The following is a 20,736-nucleotide window of genomic DNA, read 5'->3' as shown; positions in this document are numbered from 1 at the left end:
CGTCAGTCCCGGCCACTCTCGGCGACGAGCTGCACCACACCCACCCAGGGGAACTCGCCTGTCTTGTGGGCCGCACGCACCCTCCATCGACCGGCAGGGAGCTGCACCAGAGTCTGATCCGGATGTCCCCCATCGGGATACTCCACTCCCAGATCGGCGCCCGCTTCGGCCGAATCCATCAATACCGCCGGGCCATCAGTGACCCACAGCCCGCTGTCTTCCCATTCGGTGTCGGGATCGGCCAGGACCGCCTCAACCCCCTCGAACAACTCGTCCTCCGAGTCCGCAGCCAGCCAGCGCACGAACATCAGCTCCTTGGGCAGGAAAGACGTCTTCGCAGGTTCATCGGCCAGAACAAGCGCGGTGGCGCCGCTTGCGCCCACGGTGATCAGCCCGGCCAAGTCCTCCACCTCGCAGGCACGGTCATAGTCGTCACGGCCACCGGCATCACCGACAACGGAACCGTCCTCGGTGCATCCACCCCAGGCGTTCACCGAGGACTCCGGAACGACGATCAAGGGGCCGCCCATCGACCGGACCCACACCAGCCCAGCACGGTCACTGCGGTCGGGTTCGTGAGAAACATCCATGCGCCCAGTCTGGCCGCCCCCACTGACACCGCCCGAAAACCGGCCACCCGACGAACATCCCCACCCCCACTGGCTACGGTCGCGTCCACTGCCCTCCCGTTCTCCGCCGTTCAGGGCGTTGCTCTACGGGCGCAGACGGTCGACGAGCTGCCGCGTCGCACGCTCCCTACGAACGCGGTTCCTCGGAAAAACGGCAGCGCTCCTGCGCCGCGGTGATCAGCCAGCCGACGTCGGCGGCGACTCCGGCCACGCAGACCACGATCTGGAGGAGCGGCGTGTCGTGCTGATCGCTCACGCGGGTACTCCCAGTTGGCGGCTGAAGTGGTGCAGTTCGGGCAGTGTCCGGCGGCGGTCGCGGGCTGCCATGTCGGCGACCAGTTCGCGTACGACCGGGCGGCGGACGTCCTGTGCCGCGCAGCTCTCGGCGATGCGCAGCGCCTGGTAGCCGTCGGCGAGTCTGCCCTGCTGGCTGTAGGCGCGGGCGGCGTCCACCCAGAGCGCGGCCCGGCGCTCGGGTACGGGAATGTGCCGTCGCATGAGGGGGCGGGCAGTGTGCGACCGCCCAGGGATCAAGCCCGTCGCGCCCTCGCCAGCGACGTGCGAGCAGCCGTCCCCGGCCACGCTGGGCGGATCCTCGCCGACCCGGCCTGGCCCGCGCTCGCCACCGTCCTGGCCGACGCCGAAGCCCGCGGCCACCAACCCCGCCAACTCCTTCGGGAAGCCGCAGCTCAGAGTGAGCTAACCACCGCCCGCCAACCCGCCCGTGTCCTCATCACCCGCATCCAGCACACTGGCCGAAACCCAGCACCCAACCGCCGCGCCGAAGCCGCCCGCCGACGCTCCGCCCTCGCAGCCTCGGTCCGCGTCCGGCAGACCCACGACGGTCAGCTTCCGTCGGCGGCTACGCCGCCTACCGAACAGCAGCGCCGACAGAGCCGACAGACACCGTCAGGCCCGCAGGGGGTTACGTTCCTCCGGGCCTGGAGGAACATACGAGGCTTTCTCGGATCACGCTGTCGCTGACGCGCAGAGCTGGCGTCAGTTCTCTTCGCAGCTCGTCCGAGAGGACCCCTGTGCCGAGGGCGCAGGCGCGCACCAGCGCTCGGCAGTCCTGCACTTGCCGGTCCGTGGCGATCGCGGTGAACAGAGGGTGAGCCAAGTTCTCGCGGGCCGCGTAGCCGTCCTCGGCGTCCGTCGTCCTGCGGTGGAGGTCTTCGACGATGCGGTGCGCGGCGAGCGCCTCGGCGGAACCGATCGCGTCGAGGACTGTAAGGCCGAGCCGGGTGTCGAAGACGGTCATCCCGGGTTCGGCCTTCCGTCCGGAGTAGGTCGTCACCAGGTCGGCCAGGTGACCGTCGATCAGCTGCCCGGCGTCGCGGCGGCATAGAACCGTCAGGCACGCCGTGACGGCTTGTTCCCATGGGTCGCCGGGCAGCGTGCCGGCGAGGAGACCAGCAGCCCCTGCCGTGTCGTTCGCAACGAGGGCGGCGAGTACGGCGACCTGCCGACCGTCGAGCATCCGCTGTCCGATGCCATGGTGGGCTTTGATGTGCACCAGCGCCTCGGCCCAGCGCCCCTCGGTGGTGAGGGTGCGGGTGCCGTCGGCGAGGAGGACGCGCCACAGCCACGCGCGAACTTCCTGGCGGTCTTCGCCGGTCGCTGTGAGGTCCGCAGGGACGTTGACGCCCTCGAACCGTGCCGCTGTGCCCGTCTCGACGGCCTTGTACAGGTCGAGGAGTCGCTGGCGCCCCTCGTCGGCGTGGCCAGCGCGGATCTTGAGGCGGGCGAGGTTGACGACCGGCTCCAGTCCTCGGATCGCGGTCATGCCGGGCAAGGGGCAGGCGTGGAGGTAGGCGGCGGCGTGCTGGTGGCACATCTCGCGGGCGAGGTCGGGGAGGCCGAGGTCGGAGGCGATGAGCGCGGCCTGGTTGTAGACGGCCGATGCGAGACCCTGGTCGGCCTTCCTCACCGCGGTGTCGGCCAGGTCGACGAGTGCACGCACACGTTCAGGCAGGGGCAGGCAGGCGGGGCGGAATCGGGCGACGAGCGGGAAGCGCTGGGCTGTGAGGCCGTGCGGGTCCATGGATCTCCCCCGGGTTGAAAGTAAGGATTGCTGAGGCGACGGTGCCCGCCAGCCGTGTACCGACGGGCACCGTCCGCTACGCGTCGTGCGTCATCGCCAGTCGACGACGATGCGGTTCAGCGGCGTGTCGAGGACGAAAAGACCGGGGCGCTGCTCGATGGCGGGGGCGTCGAGGGGCTGGATCTCGAACGTGGCCTCACGGTCGCGGTAGTAGCGGTCCCAGGTACGGATGGCGTCGGCGACCTTCGCGGTCAACTCGTCGCTGCCGGGGCCGTGGCCGATGACGCCGAACTCCCAGAGCTTGTCGCCCTCGGGGGTCTGCTCCTTCGACAGGCGCCGGGCGAGGTAGGTGACGGCACCCTTGTCGACGACCGCGGTCGACGAGGGGTAGGGGTCCTCGGTGAGTAGGGTGCCCTTGGCGCTGCGGGGGAACAGCATCCGGATGAGGCCAGAGGGGAGGGAGCAGGTGACGAACAGTTCCATCCACTCCGGCGATTCCATGGCGCGGACCGTCATGCCGGTCCACTCCTCGGTACGCGGCTGGTCAAGCACACCTGCGAGGGCATCGGCGTCGATGTTGAGCCCGGCGGGGGCCTGGAGTCGTACGGCGCCGTCCGTACTGAGCGGGATCACTCGGCGGTCATCGTCGGCGATGCCCCGCCGAAGCGGCATGAAGGTGTTCATCTCGCTGCCGAGGGACACCCACCGGCCGTCACGCTGCTCGTAGGCGATGGAGCGAGACACCGTGCCCTTGAGGCGCTGGGGGACGAGGAGCCGGCCGCCGGGGGCGAGCTGCTGCAGCCAGGCGTGCGGCACCCCGTGGGCGCCGACGGTGGCGATGATCCGGTCGTACTGCGCTGCTTCGGCGTAGCCGAGAGCCCCGTCGCGGGTCACGGCCTCGGCGTTGGTGATCCCTGCGGCGGCGAGGTGCGCACGGGCGCCTTCCACGAGGTCGTCGTCGACATCGAGGGTGGTCACGTGTCCGCTCTCGCCGACCAGGTGGGCGAGGAGACCGGCGTTGTAGCCGGTGCCGGCGCCGAGTTCGAGGATGCGCTCGCCGGGCTGAGCTTCGAGCTGATCCAGCATGAGGGCGACGACGCCTGGATGGGAGGCGCAGGAGATGGAGGTGCCGTCGCTGTCGTACTTGATGTGCACGGGTGCGTTGGCATAGGCGTCTTCGAGCGACGCCTCGGGCACGAACACGTGGCGGGGCACGGTCCGCAACGCGGTCTCGACGGCGGGCGTGCGGGCGTGTCCGTCCGCGCGGAGCTGGTCGACAAGGGCGTTGCGGAGGCGCTCGGCGTCCGCCGTGGGGGTGGTGATCGTGTCGGTGTTCACCGCGCTGACGCTATCGGCGTCGGCCGTTGCCTCAGTGGGCGATGCGGTCCGGTCACTTGTTCCCATGACTACCTCTCGTGCGATGTGGGACAGGGTTCTCTGGTCGTCCCGGAGGAGACCGGCGCGGTTGGCGTGGAAGATCACGTGGTGGGCGATGACGGCGCGCAGGCCGCGGGTGAGGGCGCCGCGGGCTGCGAGGTCGGCGAGCATGGCTCCAGCCCGTTCGAAGGCGGTTACCCACTCGTCATACCTGTGCAGTGGACCGTTCGGGCGGCTGAGGCTGCGGGCATCCGCGGTCATCAACTTAAGCATGGGCGTGATCAGTTCGGCGGATCGTTCGGGGTGTGGTGGATTGGTGACCGGTCGAAGAGCTGCGACCTTCGCCCATACGTCGCCCTGTTCGAACCAGTCGAGTCCGGCGCCGCGCATCATGGCGCTCGCGAGCAGGATGGCGGTTTCCCGGCGTCCCAAGTGCACCAGGCCCGGCTGGTAGGTGAGCAGGTGGCGGGAGTCACGGTGGAAGAGTTCGTGGCCCGCATCCATGGCCTCGGGCCCACCGAATGCGTCGGTCTCGGGCTCGTAGACGCAGGGCAGGCTCGACACGACCACGGCGTCGCCGATGAGGTCGCTCAGGAGTGACTCGATTGCTGATGAGGGCTTGTCGGCGAGGTAACGCAGTGGCCAAGGCTGCTTGTTCATGAACCACCAGCCGGTGAGCTGCCCGTCGGCCTCAGCCGCGATCAAGGCGGGGCCGAGGCGTTCGGCGATGGTGCGGCGGGCGCTCTCGCGGTCGACGAAGGTGATGTTGTGCTGGTGCCAGAGATCGGGAGGCATAGGGGTCCTTCGGTCGGTGAATCAAGCGATGAGGAGGCATGCGTCCCAGGCGGACCGGGGTGGTGCGGCGGTGCTGGGCGCAAGGAGGGCCAGGGCTATGCCGGCGGCGCCGTCGAGGAGGCCGTGGCCTCCTTCCTCGTCCTGGATGAGCGCCGTGGCCATGAGTTCGGGGTCGGCGCCCGGCGGGATGACCGCAGCCAGGAGGGCCGGGATAGTGGCTCGGAGTTTTCCCGCGGTCGAGGGGTGGGCGTCGTCTGCCGTACGCGCGGCAGCGTGGGCAAGGCCGGCGAACCCGTGGCAGAGGCCGTTGTCCGTCGTGGCCTTCAGCTGCGCGGGGTCGGTGAGGGCGGCCACGAGCTCGTTCTCCGCGTAGATCTGGCGGCTGGTATCGCCGAGGGCCAGTGCGGCAAGTTGCTGGGCGCGGGCGAGGCCAGCGGTGCCATAGCACCAGGAGGGCCGCCGGGGCGCGGACGAGGCGAGACGCCCCGTCCGCAGCTCGCCCCGAGTGACCCAGTACGGCCAGACCGGTCCACGGTCGGCCCTCTTCTCCTTCCAGCAGTCCAGCCAGGTCAGGATGGTGCGCATTGCCGCGTGGTGCCCGTCGTCCACGGAGCCGTTCCGAGCGGCGAGGGCCAAGAGCGCGAGCACGCCGCCGATGCCGTGCGCCATGCCGGTGTTGGCGTGTCCGCCGGGGAAGCGGTCGTCCGGGCTGCCGGAGGGCCCGGTCTCCGTCCACCAGCCCGGCAGGGTCTCGCCGTGATGGGTGATCGGTTCAGTGAGGCGCACGCAATAGTCGAGAACGGCGCGCATCGTGGAACTGCCGGGGTTTCGGCGCAGTAGGTAGGCGCCGTATCCGGTGAGGCCCCGGATGGCGTCGAACTCGGCGAGCTGCGGCAGGCGTCCGGCGTCGATGCGGCGGTACGCGGCATCGAGACGGCGCCCGACGTCGACGGCGATCTGTCCGTCCATCGCTTTGAGGGCACGCTGGTAGGAGCCGGGAAGATGGTCGGCGGCACAGCTCAGGGCGTGGGCGAAGGCGGACGCCCCGTAGAACGGGTGGCTGTCCGGGCCGCTGGTGAGCGGCTGCCGGGAGGCGGCGGCGAGCCAGTCGTGGGCGCGCTGCCACGAGCCGAGGCCGCTCGCGGCCCGCTCGATGTGCAGGAGCGCCATCCCGGGCGGGCCGTAAGCAAGGTGCTGCCGGTCCGAGGAAAGCGTCCTGGAGCCGAGGGGCACGATGTCGGGGTCGGCAAGCCGGGCGGCGATGGCTGCGACCAAGCCGAGCGCGGGGTGGGCGGTCACGAGGCCCTCCCCCGAGTGCGGGCGGTCCAGGCCAGGGCCGCGGCACGCGCCAGGTAGAGGCACACCTCTTCCTCCGGAAAGTTCACGGCGACGTGGCGCACGAAGTGGACGTGCAACAGGGAGGTCAGGACATCGTCGACGGCGATGCCCTGGGTGTCCGGGCCGGGCAGGTGCGGCCGGTACGCGGCGAGCGCCGTGTCCCGGTCAGCCCATCCCGACACGATGGCGTCCCCGCCCGGGACAGAGCGCAGCGCCGCCCAGTCGTCGCTCGGGTCGGCAAGCCGTACGGCGTCGGTGAACTGCGGGCGCCGAACGGGAGCGGGGGCTTTCGGAGGGATGTGGTCGATCAGCCATCGCGTCCCGGCCTCGGTGCTGCCGAGGAACGCGGAGGCGATGGCAACGGTGTGGGCCGCCACCAGCGTGCGCAGTCCGGGGCACTGTGGCTGCGCGAGCTGGGCCAGGACGGCGCGCGAGTCCGCCCGGAACACCTCCTCGGCCGCCTCCCATGCGGTGCCGGAGCCCCAGCGGCCCATCTCGCGGTAGGAGGTGGGATAGCGCAGGTCGGTCAGCAAGCCGATGCTTCGTAGCTCGTCGGCCCAGGCGCTCACCGTTCGGGCCGTGTCGGCGAAGGCTTCCGGGTCGGGGAGGGCGATGCGTACGCGGAGGTGCTGGTCCGGGTCGCGGAAGCGGATGAACCACCACGGCGGGCTGCCGAGTTGTTCGAGGAGGCCGGGCAAGTACCGGGAGATCAGGACGACTTGGCGTCGATAATCGCCGTACAGAGCGGCCAGAAGAACAGAGGAAGCGGCGGGCGTCTGCGTCTGGGCCGCAGACAGGGCACGGGCACGGCTGGGGGCGGGCAGTAGTGGCCACGTCGGCGGTCGGGTCGCCTTGAGCGGAACTACGACCTCGTGGGCTCGCCCACCGCACCAGCCGTACGCCTCTGGTTCCGGGGCCTCGACGAGCACGGCCAGGCACGAACGGTCGAGGTGTCTGCGCAGGAGCGCACGGTGGCCGGCCTCGCCGAGGTCGAGGAAGAGACGTCGGTCGTCCTCAACGAGATGGACACGGCGCGGCAGCCTCCGCCGGGCACGCCAGTCGCTGAGCGCGGCGTCCCACTCGGCCCGAGGGCGGACATGGCCGGGCAGTTCGGACGCTTCCAGCCGCCAGCGTGCCGGGGCGAGCACAGTGCGGCCGTACCGCAGACGTGGAAGAAACGGCATCGCTGCCGCGGCACCCCAGTCGAAGACGGTGACCTGCGCGCACTGGGCGCGGGACAGTTCAGTGAGGAACCGCACCAGCGGCGGGGTGTGGGTGCGCAGGCTCAACGCGTGCATCCCAACGGCCTCCACGCGGTGGCCTCGCTCGGGGACGGCGAGGTACATGCGGCGGCCGTCGCATCCCACGGCCAAGTCCTCCAGGGTGAGGACGGTGTCCTGCGGGACGCGGTGCTCCTGAAGGCTGATCACAGTGGGCAGGACCTGTGGGGTGCGAGTGACGTGGGCGCTCGCGGGGAGCAGGGGCGGGAAAGAGAGCTGCGCGGGCATGGTGTTGCCGTCTGCGGCCGGGAGGTCGGCAAGCTCGGCGGCCAGGGCCTCGCGGTCGGCGGGGGCCAGCACGCTGAGGAACCGGCCCGTGGAGACGCCGGCGCCACGGGACACGCTCACCATCTCCAGCCGGAACCGCCCGCGCTGCAATTCCTCCAGGCTGGCCGCGTGAACCCGCACTCCGATCTCCAAGTGCGACGGCAACCGGGGCTCGTCGGGACCCACGTCCAGGGCCTCAATCTGTTCGTCCGTGAGGATCACTTCGTCACGGCCGTCGAGCGCGGCGGCCTGAGCCAGTCGTACGAGGGCGTCATCCCGAGCGGAGACGCGGGACCTGCGTGCGCCGGCCGGAGCACCTGGGTAGCCGTCGGGATAGCCGGTGCCACTGTCCGCCACGGCCTCCTTGAGCGGCACCATCGTGCCGATGCCGTACCGCTCGTAGAAGCGCTGGTGGTAATCCTTCCAGGCGGCGGTCCCGTACGGGCGGATGCTCAAGCGGGACAGGACGAGAGCGGCGCGCTCGATCTCTCGGGCGACCGCTTCCGGCAGAACGAGCCGCGCATCCAGGCGGAGGTCGAGCGCGACGGGGTGGCGACGCAGGCCCGAGACGAGGTCTCGCATCCGCGCCGCGACGCTGTCCCGGCCGCCGTACGTGGCGCACTCCTCCAGACCCGCCCGGATGGCGTGGAGTTCGCGTACGGTCTCGGCGACCGGGACGAGGCTGCCGGCGTCGATCGCGTCGAGTTGGCCCACCAGATACCCGAGGGCATCGGTCTCGGTGCTCGGAGTGTGCAGGCCCGTGATCAGTACCCGCCGCCGGATCAGTTCCGCCAGCAGTTGACGCGCCTTCTCGGGATCAGCCTCGGGGAACTCCGCCTGGAGCTTGTCCACGAGGGTGCCGAACCGAATCGGCGCCCGGGTCGCGGCCAGGACCGCGCGCACCGGTCCAGTCAGGGCCAAAGACGCTTCGACCGCGCGAGTCAGGTCGTCCTTAACGTCGGGCTGGAACGGCACGATGAGCCGGTCTCCCCGGTACATCACGGTGTTGTTGATGACGACGGGCAGCCGTTCGAGGAGGTCCGGGCATGACTCCAGCCGTGTGACCAGGGCCGCCAACCACTCCGCCCCTGCCCGGCCGACGGCCACGTGCTCCTCGCCCCAGTCGGCCCGCGCCTGCGGACCGAACGCCGCGGTGGCCACGCCGGCGAACAGGCCGAAGGGTGTCGCCCGGTGCTGGGCCCGCAGCAGGTAGCGGGCCACGGACAGCGCCGCGCGCTGCACATCCCGGAGGGCTGGGTGCTCGGCCGTGCACAAGGCCCCTACCTGCTCAGCCAGGACCGGGCTGGAGTACCGGAGGGCCTCGGCGACATCCCTGTCCGCCCAGGCCGCGCGTAGCCACGACACACGGGCAGACGAACCACTGGGCGAGCGGTCGTCGAGGTCAGGGCATGGAGGAATCGGCAGCGAGGGCCGGGCCACGGCGCGCACGAGAACAGTGGAAGCGGTGCGGAACGCTGCAGGCGGAGCAACCACCAAGTACCTCCGTAGGTGAGGGGGGCGGCTGGTGCCGCCGCGCGGAGACGCGGCGGCACCAGCCCTGGGTGATCTGGAGTCCAGGTCAGGCGACGTTGGTGGTGCAGGCGCCGCAGGTGGACCCGCAGTTGTCGTCGGTCAGGTTGACCAGGCCAGCCGGGTCGGCGATCTCGACGAGAGAGACATCCAGGTCGAATCCGTCCGACGCCCCAGGGATCTGCGGGCGTACTTCCGTGCGGCTGGGAACTACGGTGCTGCGCGTCATGCTTCAACTCCTCGTAATCGTTGTGGTGTTACTGGGCTGGAGCGCCCACCAGGTGCCGCCACGGGAGCGCTGCCAGCGGCTGCTCCCCTGACGGCTCCTGGCCGCCCGGCGCGAGGGGACGTGCTCCGCGTAGGAAGTCCTCGCGGGCTGCCTCCCTCACGCCGGGAAGTCGTGTGCCGGGAGACTGATCAAGCGGATGCCGGTCGCCGCTCCATGAAGTAGGCGAGCGCCTGCGCCTTGAGGCGATCGAGGCACGGCTCGCACGTGTAGAAAAGGGCGTGTTGCCCGTCCCACTGCACCGGGCCGAGCCAGATCACCAGGACTCCCGTACGCCCGCAGCCGAGCCAGCAATCACCGGTGATCCACGGCCACTCCATGAAAGGACGTCCCCTTTCTCAGCTGGTCGGGATAGTCGATTGGTGGCCTGGCAGTTGGGAGCGCAGGCCCAGAGCTGGAACGGCAGGCCCCGGTGGCGTAGATCGCCCAGCCGTCGACCGCTTGCTCCCAGCGGCCGGGCGCAGAGGGCGCAGTCCATGGCCATCTGCTGGCGGGACCGGAGTCGGGCGAGATCCGGAAGGGGCGAGGGTGCCGTGGCCGAGATGCTCACTTGCCGCCCTCGGTACGGAGTTCCGCCCAGACCTCTTTGCCCCAAGGGCGTCTGCCTGAGCCGTGCAGGTCGTAGCCCCACCGGTCGGCGACGGCATCGACGAGGAGCAGCCCGCGCCCCGACTCGTCGTCGTCAGCCGCCTGGCTGAGTATGGGCAGACGCGATGGTTCCCGGTCCACAACCCCGACACGCAGTCGTGTCGCGCTCGGCCGCCCAACCGTGAGGCGGATCTCGGGACACGGAGTGTGCCTGGAGGCGTTCGCGATCAGCTCTGTAATGATCAGCGCGGCGCGGTCGGCGAGGCCGTCGAGGTGCCACACGTCGAGGACGTCTCGGACGAGTCGACGGCCGAGCTCGGCCGTGGACGGCTCGCACGGGAAGGTCTGGCTGTACGTGGGGTGGCCGACGGAGAGGGCCTCAACTGGTGTTCTCGCACTCGTCATTGGGGCAGAGCCTTCGTGTCGTCTCGGCGCCCGGCCCGCCCCCGCGGGGGAACCTCAGGGGCGGTCCGGGCCGTCAACAGCCGCCCGCACGGTGGGGCGCGGCGGGCGACCAGCACCCAGACAACTCCCTTCACTCGCCAGTTGGTTAGGGTGTTCAGCCACTCAGCCGACGGACTCACCTAGGACGTTTTGACCTCTCCTTTACCTGGCGGGTGGGGATCGCGCGGGCTACCGTGCCCGCATGGACACCACCCGCAACACCGTTCTTGAGGCGTGGATGACCGAACACGGCTACAGCTCCAACAGCCTCGCCGAGGCAGTGAACAGGGCCATTGAACGGTTGACCGGGCGCCCTGGAGGACTCGACGGTTCATCGGTCCGGGCATGGAAAGCGGGCCGCGTCGTGTGGCCAAAGTCAGCCGCCCGCAAGGCACTTGAGGGCGTCACCGGACTACCCGCCGTCGCTTTAGGGTTCGTGCCACGGAGCCGGCCTTCGTCCGCCCCGGTCCCACCGCAGCAGGAGGATCCCGACATGAAGCGCCGCACCCTCGTCGGCAGCATCGCAGCGGCGGCCGCAGCAGCAGCCGCCGCTCCCGGCACCGTATCGCCGCGCCGTATCGGCATGAGCGACGTCAACCGCCTCAACAAGCGCTTCGCCGAGATCATCGCCAGCGACCACCGCCACGGCGGACAACTCGGCATCGAACAGCGGGCCGCCGCCCTCGCCGAGGAGGCGCTCAACCTCCAGAACGCCGGCAGCGCCACCCAGCGGGTACGCAGCAACCTCTACGCCTCCGCAGCCGCCTTCCGCTCCTCCGCGATGTGGGCCGCCATCGACGGCCGACGCTACGACGTCGCCAAGGCGCACATGCGCGAGGCCCAGGCCCTCGCAGAGATGTCCGGCGACCAGGCGATCAAGTTCCGCATCTGGAGCCACGCGGGCACCATGTACCGCCACATGGGCCGTCCCGCCGACGCGCTTGCCGCCAACGACGTAGCCCGCAACCTGCACCTCACCCGCCGAGACCCCCTGTTCGCGTCCCTCGGCCTGGCCCGCCAGGGAGCCATTCACGGCACGGCACAGGACCGCACCGGCACCCGCCGGGCCTTCGAGCAGGCGCAAGACGCCATGCTGCGCGCCGACCCCGCCAACTACCGGCCGGTATGGATGCTCGCCTTCTACGACCAGGCCGAACTGGACTCCCTGGCCCTCTCCGCACACTTGGCACTCGGCGACTACTCCACCGCCGAGTACCACGCCCACCGCTGCCTGTCAGCCCTCCGACCCCACATGATCAGGTCCCGGGCCATCACCACCACCCGGCTCGCCCACGCCCAGCTCGCACAAGGCGCCCCCGATGCCGCCACGGCCACCGCGATGAAGGTCCCCGCCGAAGCCGCCACCCAGCACGCCAGGGTCACGCGCATGCTGCAGGAGTTCGGAGCCGCACTGCGCGCCACCGCGCCGGGCACCTCCACCGTGCAGACTTGGACCGAGCACACCGCCACCTGGAGGATGACCGCATGACCACGGCGCCCGCCATCGAGCTACGCACCTTCACCACCCTTGAAACCGCCCGCGGCGACCTCCTCGACGTGTACGCCGAAGTACGCGCCCCACTCCTCCACCTGCCGAACTACGCCGTCACCGCGTTCGGCGAACGCCTGGACCGACACGGCTCCGAGCCGGGGTTCACAGCCGTCCTCGCGTACGCAGACGGACATCCAGTCGGCTACGCCTACGGCAACACCATCGAGCACGGCGACCGCTACTGGCAGCGCACCAGCCCGACGCCGGCGGAGAAGTACACCGAGCGCCCGGCCGTGGCCCTGAAGGAGATCGGCGTCCGACCGACCTGGCGGAAGACCGGCACCGCCCGCCGCATCCACGACGCCCTCCTCGTCACCCGCGACGAGCCCTTCGTCACGCTCATGGTCAACCCAGCCGCTGGGGACGGAAAGGTCCACGCGCTCTACAAGTCGTGGGGGTACGAGGACATCGGCCAGAGCCAGCCGTCACCGGCCTCGCCGGTCCTCAGTGTGATGATCCGGGCCAGCCACTGACCAGCCAAGACTGAACCGCCGCGGCGTGGCTGAGCGGCGGAACAACGAAGTCAGCCGGTGTTGTCAGTGGGGCAGTGCAGACTGGATGTCGTGACGACACCCGACGTCCGAGGGCTGGAGCAGCTTGAGCGCACCGTCCTGGACGACACCGCTTCTCTCGCGACCGCCCTCCGCCAGTGCCTCATGCTCGCTGGCTACGCCCACCATGCGGAACTGCGTGTCTGGGCGCTGAAGGAGCTGGAAGGGTACACGGCGACGGATGAGCTGCCGCCGTACCGCAAGGTGCCAGCAGCGCTCGAAGTCGCGGTGGATCTCAACCTCCCGGGCCAGATCATTCAGGGCAACACCCGGCGAATCAGCCCCCACCAACTTCCCCAGCACGCTCGTGATCGCCGTATCGGGGAGAGCGCACCGATCCGGCAAGGCGTCCGAGAACTCGAAGCCTTGGTCGCGCACGGCGACCGGGTGCTACGTCTCAGCCCGCCTGGCTCCGCGGAGTACGTCCTGCAGATGACGCAGGAGCAGCATCGCCTCGGCAACGAGGCCGCCGACATCACGTCTCTGCATTGGGATGTCTCCGTGGCCAGCGTCGAGGGCGTCCTCGACCACATCAGAACCCGTCTGACCCAGTTCGTCGCGGAAGTGAGAGCAGCCATGCCCCCCGGCCAGCAGAACCCCGACCCCAGCCAGATCGACTCGGCCGCGCAGCAGGCCCTCAACATCACGGGAGGTGACAACTCCACCTTCCACATCGTCGCTCCGAACGCGAAGGCGGATCGTGGCAGCACCGCGAACGCCAACGTCAACGAGTCCGCAACCACGACCCCCCAGCCCTGGTGGCACCGCACCACGGTGATCTGGGGCGCCGTCGCGGCGCTCGCGGCCGTCGCCGGCGTCATTGCCACCGTGGTCGTGAAATGAGGCTCCGTAGAAGCCGCCTCGACCGATTGGAGGCGGACGTTCTAGACGAGAGACGTCCTCTCGCCCCGATCCTGCGCCAGGTGATCGCCCTGGGTGGACACGCTCACTCCGAACCGTTGAGAGCATGGGCACTGCGCGAACTCCAGGGCTACGAGGGCATCGACGTACCACTTCCCGATTATCGACGCGTATCGGCGCCTCTGGTGATGGACGGCTTTGCCGGGATGTACCGGTTCAAGGAGCAACCGGTGAGCATGTTCGACCTCCCGGATTTCGCCCGCGACGACCTGGGCAGCGAACTCCGCCTCGGTAAGGGAGTCGGCCAGATCGAATCCCTCGTCGCCGGAAGCGCTGGCCAGACCGTACAGCTTGGGGACGCCATGGCTGCCGACCTCGCCGTGCTCATGAGCCAGAACTCCCATCGTCAGGTGCTCCGGTTGTACTGGGCCGTCCACCCGTCGGCCCTGGAAGGCGTTCTCGACCAGGTGCGCACCCGACTCGTTCAGTTGGTCGGGGAACTACGCGCCACGATGCCTCACGGCCAGCACGATCCGACTGCCGCCCAAGTCGCGCAGGCCCTCCAGAACATCAACATCGTGGCAGGCGACAACTCCTCCGTGACCGTCACTGCGCCCGTCGCCGTCGCGCACCGTCGCGGATCAGCCCGAACCGAGATCGCCGGAGGACCGCAGCAGAGCTTTCCGCAAGCAGCAGTTGCATGGACAGTCTCGATCACCCTCCTCGCCGTTGCTGCCGCCGTTGCCTGGAGCGTGTGGATCTGATCCCAGCCGTCCCACGAGGGCGCATCCAGGGCAGAGGGGTGCATTCGGTCGAACTGGCCAAGTACCCAGCTGCACACTCGTTGACGATGACGCCGGGGGGGACCCTCTTCACAGAACATGCATTCGACCTGAAAGATGGGGGCGATCGCGTGTCAGTTCGGCACGTCGCTCGTTAGGCAGCGCAGTCGAAGCGCCGGGTGGGAAAGCGCTGATGACCAGTGTCCACCCGCTACGGGAGGGGACCCATGGGCGATCGCAGCACAATCGAGTGGACCGAGGCGACCTGGAATCCCACCACAGGATGCGACCGGATCTCCCCCGGGTGTGACAACTGCTACGCCTTGACGTTATCCAGGCGCCTCAAGGCCATGGGTGTTGCCAAGTACCAGACGGACGGGGATCCCAGGACATCCGGCCCGGGCTTCGGCCTCGCCCCTCACCCTGACGCACTGGCCATCCCCCGTCAGTGGAAGGCCCCACGGATGGTCTTCGTCAATTCCATGAGCGACCTCTTCCACGCCAAGGTCCCCCTGGACTTCGTCCGGCAGGTCTTCCAGGTGATTGCCGAGACACCCCAGCACACCTATCAGCTACTGACCAAGAGAGCCCGCAGGCTGCGACGTGTGGCTGACGAACTCGACTGGCCCTCCAACCTGTGGATGGGCGTATCCGTCGAAGATGCAGAGCACCTGGATCGTGTCGACGACCTTCGACACGTTCCCGCTGCCGTGCGCTTCCTTTCCTGCGAGCCGCTTCTCGGCCCGCTTACCGGTCTGCAACTGGACGGCATCGGCTGGGTTATCGCCGGAGGCGAGTCCGGGCCCCACCATCGCCCCGTACAGGAGGAGTGGCTGGTGGACATCCGCGACGCCTGCAATGACGCCGGAGTGCCCTTCTTCTTCAAGCAATGGGGTGGCCGCAGCCCGAAGTCAGGGGGCCGCGAACTCGACGGAGCGACCTGGGACGAGATGCCGCCCCGACTGCCTGTCGCAGCCCATTAACGGCCAAAGTCCAGCAGCCGCCGTACGCACTCTGGTGGCACATGGCAACGGTGTGTGACCCTCTCCCTAGCGGGGCCGACGGGAGTAGGGGGACCGATCGTGGCCGTACCGAAGGATGCCGTGTGGGAACGCGATCCGCACACGGCGGCCAAACATGACTTACTGAAGCAGTACTTGGCGGCATGGGCGCCGATTCTGCTGTCACGACTCGACGTGATCAGTTACGCCGAAGGCTTCGCGGGTGCTGGCGTCTACAAACAGGGCGAGCCCGGCTCCCCGGTCATCGCTTACGAAGTCTTCGCCGACACTCTGCACAGGTTCCCGAAACGTATGCGCGTGATCCTCATGGAGGAGAACGCTCGGCGCGTCAAAGAGTTACAGCGCCAGATGGAGCTCGTCCGCTCCCGGCAAACGGACGGCATCACCAAACGAATAGCTGTGGACATACGTCACGGAGATTTCCACCCGGCCCTCCTCCAGAAGCTGCGGGGCATCGGAGCATTGGGGAAACCCCTCTTCGTCCTGCTGGACAGCTTCGGCGGACCTGATATCCCCTTCTCGCTCCTCCAGGAGCTGGGGCGGCATCCCAGCACCGAAGTGATGGTGACCTTCGAGCCTAGCTTCCTCACCCGGTTCGCCGAGAAGCACGACGGCCACCGCCAACTCGGCGACGAAGCCTTCGGAAGCCAGGAGTGGCAAAGCGTCTTCCAACAGCCGCCGTCAGGCAAGTTCACCTTCCTGCGCGAGCAATACCGGAACACCCTGCGCCAGGCCGGCTTCACGCACACGCTCTACTTCGAGATGGTCGACGAGGGCGGCAGGATGCTCTACCTGATCTTCGGCACCCAGCACGAACTGGGACTGGAGAAGATGAAGGACGCCATGTGGAAGGTGGACCCTTCCTATGGCGTCCGCTACCGCGACCCCAGGGACACTCAACAGCAGATGCTTGATCTCGTGTTCGAGCCGGATACGGCTCCGCTGCGACGGATCCTGCACGACTTCATCTCCGAAATGCCCGATGGGCGAACCATCCCCGAGCTCAAGCGATACGCCCTGTTGGAAACCGTCTATCGGCCCGCCCAAGTGATCGAGGCCATCCGACAGTTGCGTGAGGCGGGGGCCGTGACAACGGAACCTCGTGCCATCAACTCCAAGACGCGAGTGAGCCTGGCTGCGACGCCGCCCACTACCCGTCCGTCAGCCGAGCAAGGCGCCCTCTGGTGAGAGGCCGCGAGGGCACATCCAGGGCACATGAGCCTGGGAAACGGCGTTGACCTGTGAGAACTGCCGAGAGGAGTTCTCACAAGTCAAAGCGCATTTCCTTGCGAAACAACAGGTCAGCGCCCTCCCTTCACCAATCGCTGCGCAAGTGGCAAGAGACAGCTCTCCGCCACCAGCAGGGTGAACCGGCCCCGGTTCTGGTGGAGGCTCTGATGTGCTTCGTGCTGATGCCCGGCCACGCTGGTAGGACGGCAAGCAGGAGCCCCGGCTGCGGGACTCGCGGTACTGGTCCGGGCGGACGCTGATCGCGCCCGGACTTTCACAGGGCGGAGACCACGAGGGCTCAGGCGCCCGAACGCGAACCGTCCTTGTCTCGCCCCCGCCTCTCAGTGTGACGTCTTACCATGAGGCGGTGCTCCGCCGGAGGTTCGGGGCAAGCAGTGTGGGTCGGTCGGACGGGGTACGGTCGGGGTGAGCAGGGCGGGGCAGGCTGGGGAGGTCGGCAGTGTCTTCCGATGCGAGCTGGCCGCGCACTTGGCCGTACACGGGCTCCGTGGCCGCCCGGTGTCGGGGCTGGTCGTTCCCGCAGGGGTGTGGCCCGTCCGGCTGGACTTCGAGACCAGCGACCCGACCGACGACATCCGTGTCACCTTCTCCGACGGGCGCCGCGCCTACGTGTCCGCGAAGCGGAAGATCGACCGAGGGCGTCCGCTGGAAGAAACGCTGACGGGGTGGGTGGGACAGGTTCCGACGCTCGGCCCCGACGATCTTCTGGTCATCGCCGGCGAGGAACTCGTCGGGCCGGTAAAGAACCTCGACCGGGCTCTGCGACGCCACCGTGCGGGCCTGCGCATGGAGACTGGTGACGAGTCCAGGGCCCTCGCGCTCCTCGCCGACCGGCTTCCTTCACGGGTCCGCGGGCTCGTCCTCGACCGGGCGCGTGTTCTCCACCTACCCGGCTCGACCGGACCGGCACCGCACCGTGACTTCCTGGCTGCCCTGATGGACCTCGTCGTGGCAGACGCGCAGGGACACCGTGCCGTGAGCGCCCTGGCCGACTTCTTCCATCGGCAGGCGGGCGAGGCGCTCGGGAGTTCCGCCGAGGACTGGGTTGCCGCCCTGACCGCCTCGGGGGTGACCGTGCTCCCGGACCAGGGGGGTCCGGTGGCGATGCGTCTGGCCTCCCGTCGGAACGCCGTCGACTCGTACCGCACCCGGCTTACAGCGGAGGCCGGACGGATCGACCTCAGCCTGCTCGCCGATGACCTCCCGCCCCTCGTCGTCGACGACCTCATCGGCGGCCTCCGAATCGACGTGGAGGGCGAGCGCACCTCCTCCTTCCTCCACCGATACATGAGGCGCTGGCGCCGCATGCTCATCGTGGGGCAACCGGGCTCAGGCAAGTCTGTGGCGGTACGTGAGATCGCGGCCCACTGCGCCAGCCACGCCGACGCCCCCGCCCCGATCCTCGTGTCGCTGCCGCGTCTACTGAAGGGACAGCCGCGACGCCTGACCCTCGACGGCCTGGTCAATGACGCCGTGGCGGACACCGTGCAGGACGCGGACCGGGGACCGCTCGCCGCGTACCTCCATGAGGAAATCGGTCAGGGGCGCGTGCTCCTCCTCTGCGACGGGCTGGACGAATGCGGGGCGCGCGCGCCGTGGGTCGCGCAACAACTCGAAGAGATTCTCGCGTCTCTGCACCCCTCCTGCGGGTTCGTGGTCACGACACGGACGAACGGGCAAGGGGCCGCGGCGCGGCTCGGCCTGCCCCGGGTCGAGCTCGCGCCTCCACAGGATCTCGACGCAACGGTCGACAGCATCCTCGTCGCCTGTGCCAAAGCACGGATTCCCGGGCCGGACCGAGCAGCCTTCCTTGCAACGCGACGCGCCTGGATCAAGGATGCGAAGAAGGAGCACGCGCATCTGCTCGCGGTGCCGCTGCTCGCCGCTCTGCTCGCCCTCGTCTGCGCGGACGCGCCGGACGCCGACCTTCCCAAAGGGCGTGCGGCGTTGTTGCACCGCGCGGTGGAACAGTCCGTGCACCGGTGGGAGAGGCTACGGGGGACGCTCGACCCGGCCCGGCCCTGGGCACCCGCCCTGACGACGGGCATGCTCCTCGACGGATTCGTCACGCTCGGACGGCTCCTCGACGGCGAGGCGACTCCTCCAGCGGGACGCGCCCTCGAGTCACTGACCGGCATGCTGAGGGCCCCGCTGCGATGGGCCATGCCGCCCGCCGCAGCCGGCGAGGTGGCGGAGCACGTGCTCCGTTTCTGGGACGAGCACGTCGCCGTGTTCGTGGTGAACGGCGCGGGCGAACTCACCGCCCGCAGCAAGGTCTTCGCTGAGATCGCAACGGCCATGTGGGCACGGTCGTGCGGGGCAGAGGAACTGCGGGACTGGCTGCGCCACGCCCTCGTCCACACGGACTCCGACGGGGCTATCGCACTCGCCGCCGGACTCGATTCCCGTACGGCTGAGGCTCTGCTCGATGTCGGCGAGACACAGCGGGAGGCCACCCTCATGGTGGCTGACCTCGCGGCGCGCGGTGTCGTGACTCTTTCCGACGGCGAACTGGAACGGGCCCTGGACCACCTCACGGACGGTGCTCTTGGCGCGCTCGCGGGCGAGCCGGTACTCCCGCGCGGCCCTGGCAAACCCCCGGAGCTCTTCCCGGCGCTGTGGGACAAGACGCGTGACGCGGGGCCCTGGCCCTTCGTGGAGGCCGCGTGTCTGCTGGCCCTGCCCTCGACATCGCGGCGTCGGCGAGCGGACCTTGTGGAACTGTCCGAGCTCGATGGCACCGCCGAGTCGATCGCCCGGGCCCTCTGCGCGCTGACGGACGCCCGCACGGACGCGGCCCCCTTGGGCGGAGCGGAGATCGACGCGCTCCGCGGGGTGCTGGCGCTTCCCCTGCCGCAGGACTCCGAGATGGTGCAAAAAGGGCGTCGCAGTTGGGAGATGGTCGGCGGCGGCCGCCTCACACCAGGGCTCGAGCAGGTCGCCCTAGGCGCGGCCGAGCACCTGGGAGAGCTTCCCGACGACGCGGGTGAGTACGTGTTCGCCCTCGCGATGCACACGCCTGGGTACGTCGCCGAGAGGATCTACGCCGTACTCGCACGCGCGGGATTCGACACGAGTCGGCGTTGGGGGAACATCGCCACCCAGCTGCGAGACTGGGCATCCGGCGCCTGGGACGACAGAGCGGTTCTCCTCTCGGACCTCGTGTCACTCCACGGCCCGTGCCCGGAGTCCACAGGTGGGGACTTCTGGTCGCTCACCGCCCTCGGCGACCTTCTCGCGGCGACCGGATACTCTGATTCCCCGGCGAACGAGATCGACCGCGCCTTCGCCCACGACAGCGCGGCGGAACGCCGGGCGTGGCTCGACGCGATGGCTGACGCGTACGGCATCGACAAGGCGGCCGTGGCCACCCAGGCTCGTCACCTCCAGCAGATCACCGCGCCCGATGCCCTGCTGGGCGAATGGCTCGTCGCGGGCACACCGCCTCTGGTCAAGCCCTCGCCCATCCCCGGCGTCGGGCAGGTCCTCACGGACGCCCAGCAGACGGCGTTGCTGGCGTGCCTGGAAGCGGACTCCTCGTGGATGGCGTGGTCGGCGGCGAACGTGCTGATCAACCTGGAGGGAGGTCGTGTTCCGTGGGACGGTCAGGAGCTGTTAGACAGGGACATGACCCATTGGCCTCGCCACCGGGCGGCCCTATTCCACGCCGTCGCCCTCATGACCTCAGGCGATCGGCGCCCTTCGCTCCTGGCACGGGCTGCTTCCTCGGAGTCGGCAGACCACCGAGTGGCGGCGAAAATACTGATCTCTGCCGTACCGCGTCTCGACCCCAACGGTTCGATCGTGGAGGCGCTACGCCGGGACACCGACCTGTCGGTCCGTCCGAAGGACGCGCATCAAGCGACGCCTGGCCCGACGCACTGGAGTTGCAACCACTGCCGGACGGTCCAGGCCCTCGACACAGAGGACTGTCCGGGGTGTGACGACGGTGTGCGCCCTCGGTCCTGAGGGGTGGGTCAGGAGTGACGGCCGCGCGCGGCGCGTCGAGTGGAGGCAACCACCGCAGACTGCCTGTGGCCGCGAAGTGCGTGAGCGATGCGTGAGCGGATAGCTCGGCACGAGACGTCATGAGCGGGATCGTCCACGATGTCGGGTGACGCTGACCAGGTAAGACAGCA

At 69.2% G+C, this 20,736-nt stretch carries 16 protein-coding genes and 2 pseudogenes; 8 read left to right on the top strand and 10 right to left on the bottom strand.

Annotated features, from left to right (window positions below):
• Positions 1-2: 2 nt before the first annotated feature.
• The 3 genes and pseudogenes from OG963_RS26365 to OG963_RS26355 all read right to left on the bottom strand — a co-directional run.
• Complete coding sequence (locus OG963_RS26365; RefSeq protein WP_327367971.1) at positions 3-590, bottom strand: Imm21 family immunity protein; 588 nt, start codon at positions 588-590, stop codon at positions 3-5.
• A 166-nt stretch (positions 591-756) separates the two neighbouring features.
• Complete coding sequence (locus OG963_RS26360) at positions 757-885, bottom strand: hypothetical protein (protein ID WP_371799517.1); 129 nt, start codon at positions 883-885, stop codon at positions 757-759.
• Positions 882-1,145: pseudogene (locus OG963_RS26355) on the bottom strand (transcriptional regulator); the annotation flags it as partial. The pseudogene OG963_RS26355 and the gene OG963_RS26360, both read right to left, overlap by 4 nt.
• Between OG963_RS26355 and OG963_RS26350 the strand changes: the two are divergent.
• Positions 1,140-1,529: pseudogene (locus OG963_RS26350) on the top strand (mobilization protein); the annotation flags it as partial. The pseudogenes OG963_RS26355 and OG963_RS26350 sit on opposite strands and share 6 nt — an antisense overlap.
• A 25-nt stretch (positions 1,530-1,554) precedes the next feature.
• Here OG963_RS26350 and OG963_RS26345 read toward each other — a convergent pair.
• From OG963_RS26345 to OG963_RS26315, 7 genes are all read right to left on the bottom strand, one after another.
• Complete coding sequence (locus tag OG963_RS26345) at positions 1,555-2,673, bottom strand: hypothetical protein (RefSeq protein ID WP_327367972.1); 1,119 nt, start codon at positions 2,671-2,673, stop codon at positions 1,555-1,557.
• A 90-nt stretch (positions 2,674-2,763) separates the two neighbouring features.
• Complete coding sequence (fxlM, locus tag OG963_RS26340) at positions 2,764-4,845, bottom strand: methyltransferase, FxLD system (protein ID WP_327367973.1); 2,082 nt, start codon at positions 4,843-4,845, stop codon at positions 2,764-2,766.
• 21 nt (positions 4,846-4,866) lie between these two features.
• Positions 4,867-6,144: a lanthionine synthetase C family protein gene (locus OG963_RS26335; RefSeq protein WP_327367974.1), complete on the bottom strand. Its 1,278-nt coding sequence runs from the start codon at positions 6,142-6,144 to the stop codon at positions 4,867-4,869.
• A complete protein-coding gene (locus tag OG963_RS26330; protein ID WP_371799516.1) occupies positions 6,141-9,095 on the bottom strand; it encodes a lantibiotic dehydratase in 2,955 nt (984 codons plus the stop codon). The genes OG963_RS26335 and OG963_RS26330 overlap by 4 nt, the downstream gene beginning before the upstream one ends.
• Positions 9,096-9,309: 214 nt before the next feature.
• Positions 9,310-9,489 carry an FxLD family lanthipeptide gene (locus OG963_RS26325; protein WP_016825826.1) on the bottom strand — a complete coding sequence of 60 codons (180 nt, stop codon included), beginning with the start codon at positions 9,487-9,489 and terminating at the stop codon, positions 9,310-9,312.
• A 188-nt stretch (positions 9,490-9,677) separates the two neighbouring features.
• Entirely contained in the window at positions 9,678-9,866 is a 189-nt protein-coding gene (locus OG963_RS26320; protein ID WP_371799515.1) for a hypothetical protein, read from the bottom strand.
• A gap of 226 nt (positions 9,867-10,092) precedes the next feature.
• Positions 10,093-10,539 (bottom strand): ATP-binding protein, encoded by a 447-nt coding sequence (locus OG963_RS26315; RefSeq protein ID WP_327367977.1) that lies wholly within the window; start codon positions 10,537-10,539, stop codon positions 10,093-10,095.
• 241 nt (positions 10,540-10,780) lie between these two features.
• Between OG963_RS26315 and OG963_RS26310 the strand changes: the two genes are divergently transcribed.
• The 7 genes from OG963_RS26310 to OG963_RS26280 all read left to right on the top strand — a co-directional run bounded on the left by OG963_RS26310 (position 10,781) and on the right by OG963_RS26280 (position 20,566).
• Complete coding sequence (locus OG963_RS26310) at positions 10,781-12,067, top strand: XRE family transcriptional regulator (protein WP_371799514.1); 1,287 nt, start codon at positions 10,781-10,783, stop codon at positions 12,065-12,067.
• Complete coding sequence (locus tag OG963_RS26305) at positions 12,064-12,603, top strand: N-acetyltransferase family protein (protein WP_371799513.1); 540 nt, start codon at positions 12,064-12,066, stop codon at positions 12,601-12,603. The genes OG963_RS26310 and OG963_RS26305 overlap by 4 nt, the downstream gene beginning before the upstream one ends.
• A 90-nt stretch (positions 12,604-12,693) precedes the next feature.
• The gene (locus tag OG963_RS26300) at positions 12,694-13,524 is read left to right on the top strand and encodes a hypothetical protein (RefSeq protein ID WP_327367980.1); all 831 of its coding nucleotides are present in this window, start codon (positions 12,694-12,696) and stop codon (positions 13,522-13,524) included.
• A complete protein-coding gene (locus OG963_RS26295; RefSeq protein WP_327367981.1) occupies positions 13,521-14,306 on the top strand; it encodes a hypothetical protein in 786 nt (261 codons plus the stop codon). Before OG963_RS26300 ends, OG963_RS26295 begins: the two co-directional genes overlap by 4 nt.
• A 245-nt stretch (positions 14,307-14,551) precedes the next feature.
• Positions 14,552-15,307 (top strand): phage Gp37/Gp68 family protein, encoded by a 756-nt coding sequence (locus tag OG963_RS26290; protein ID WP_327367982.1) that lies wholly within the window; start codon positions 14,552-14,554, stop codon positions 15,305-15,307.
• 99 nt (positions 15,308-15,406) lie between these two features.
• Complete coding sequence (locus OG963_RS26285; RefSeq protein ID WP_371799512.1) at positions 15,407-16,534, top strand: three-Cys-motif partner protein TcmP; 1,128 nt, start codon at positions 15,407-15,409, stop codon at positions 16,532-16,534.
• A 468-nt stretch (positions 16,535-17,002) separates the two neighbouring features.
• Positions 17,003-20,566, top strand: a complete 3,564-nt coding sequence (locus OG963_RS26280; protein WP_327367984.1) for an NACHT domain-containing protein — start codon at positions 17,003-17,005, stop codon at positions 20,564-20,566.
• The last annotated feature ends 170 nt before the right edge of the window (positions 20,567-20,736 follow it).

Source organism: Streptomyces sp. NBC_01707 (assembly GCF_041438805.1).
In the GTDB taxonomy this organism is placed as follows: Bacteria; Actinomycetota; Actinomycetes; order Streptomycetales; family Streptomycetaceae; genus Streptomyces.
This window is presented reverse-complemented; position numbering and strand designations above follow the sequence as displayed.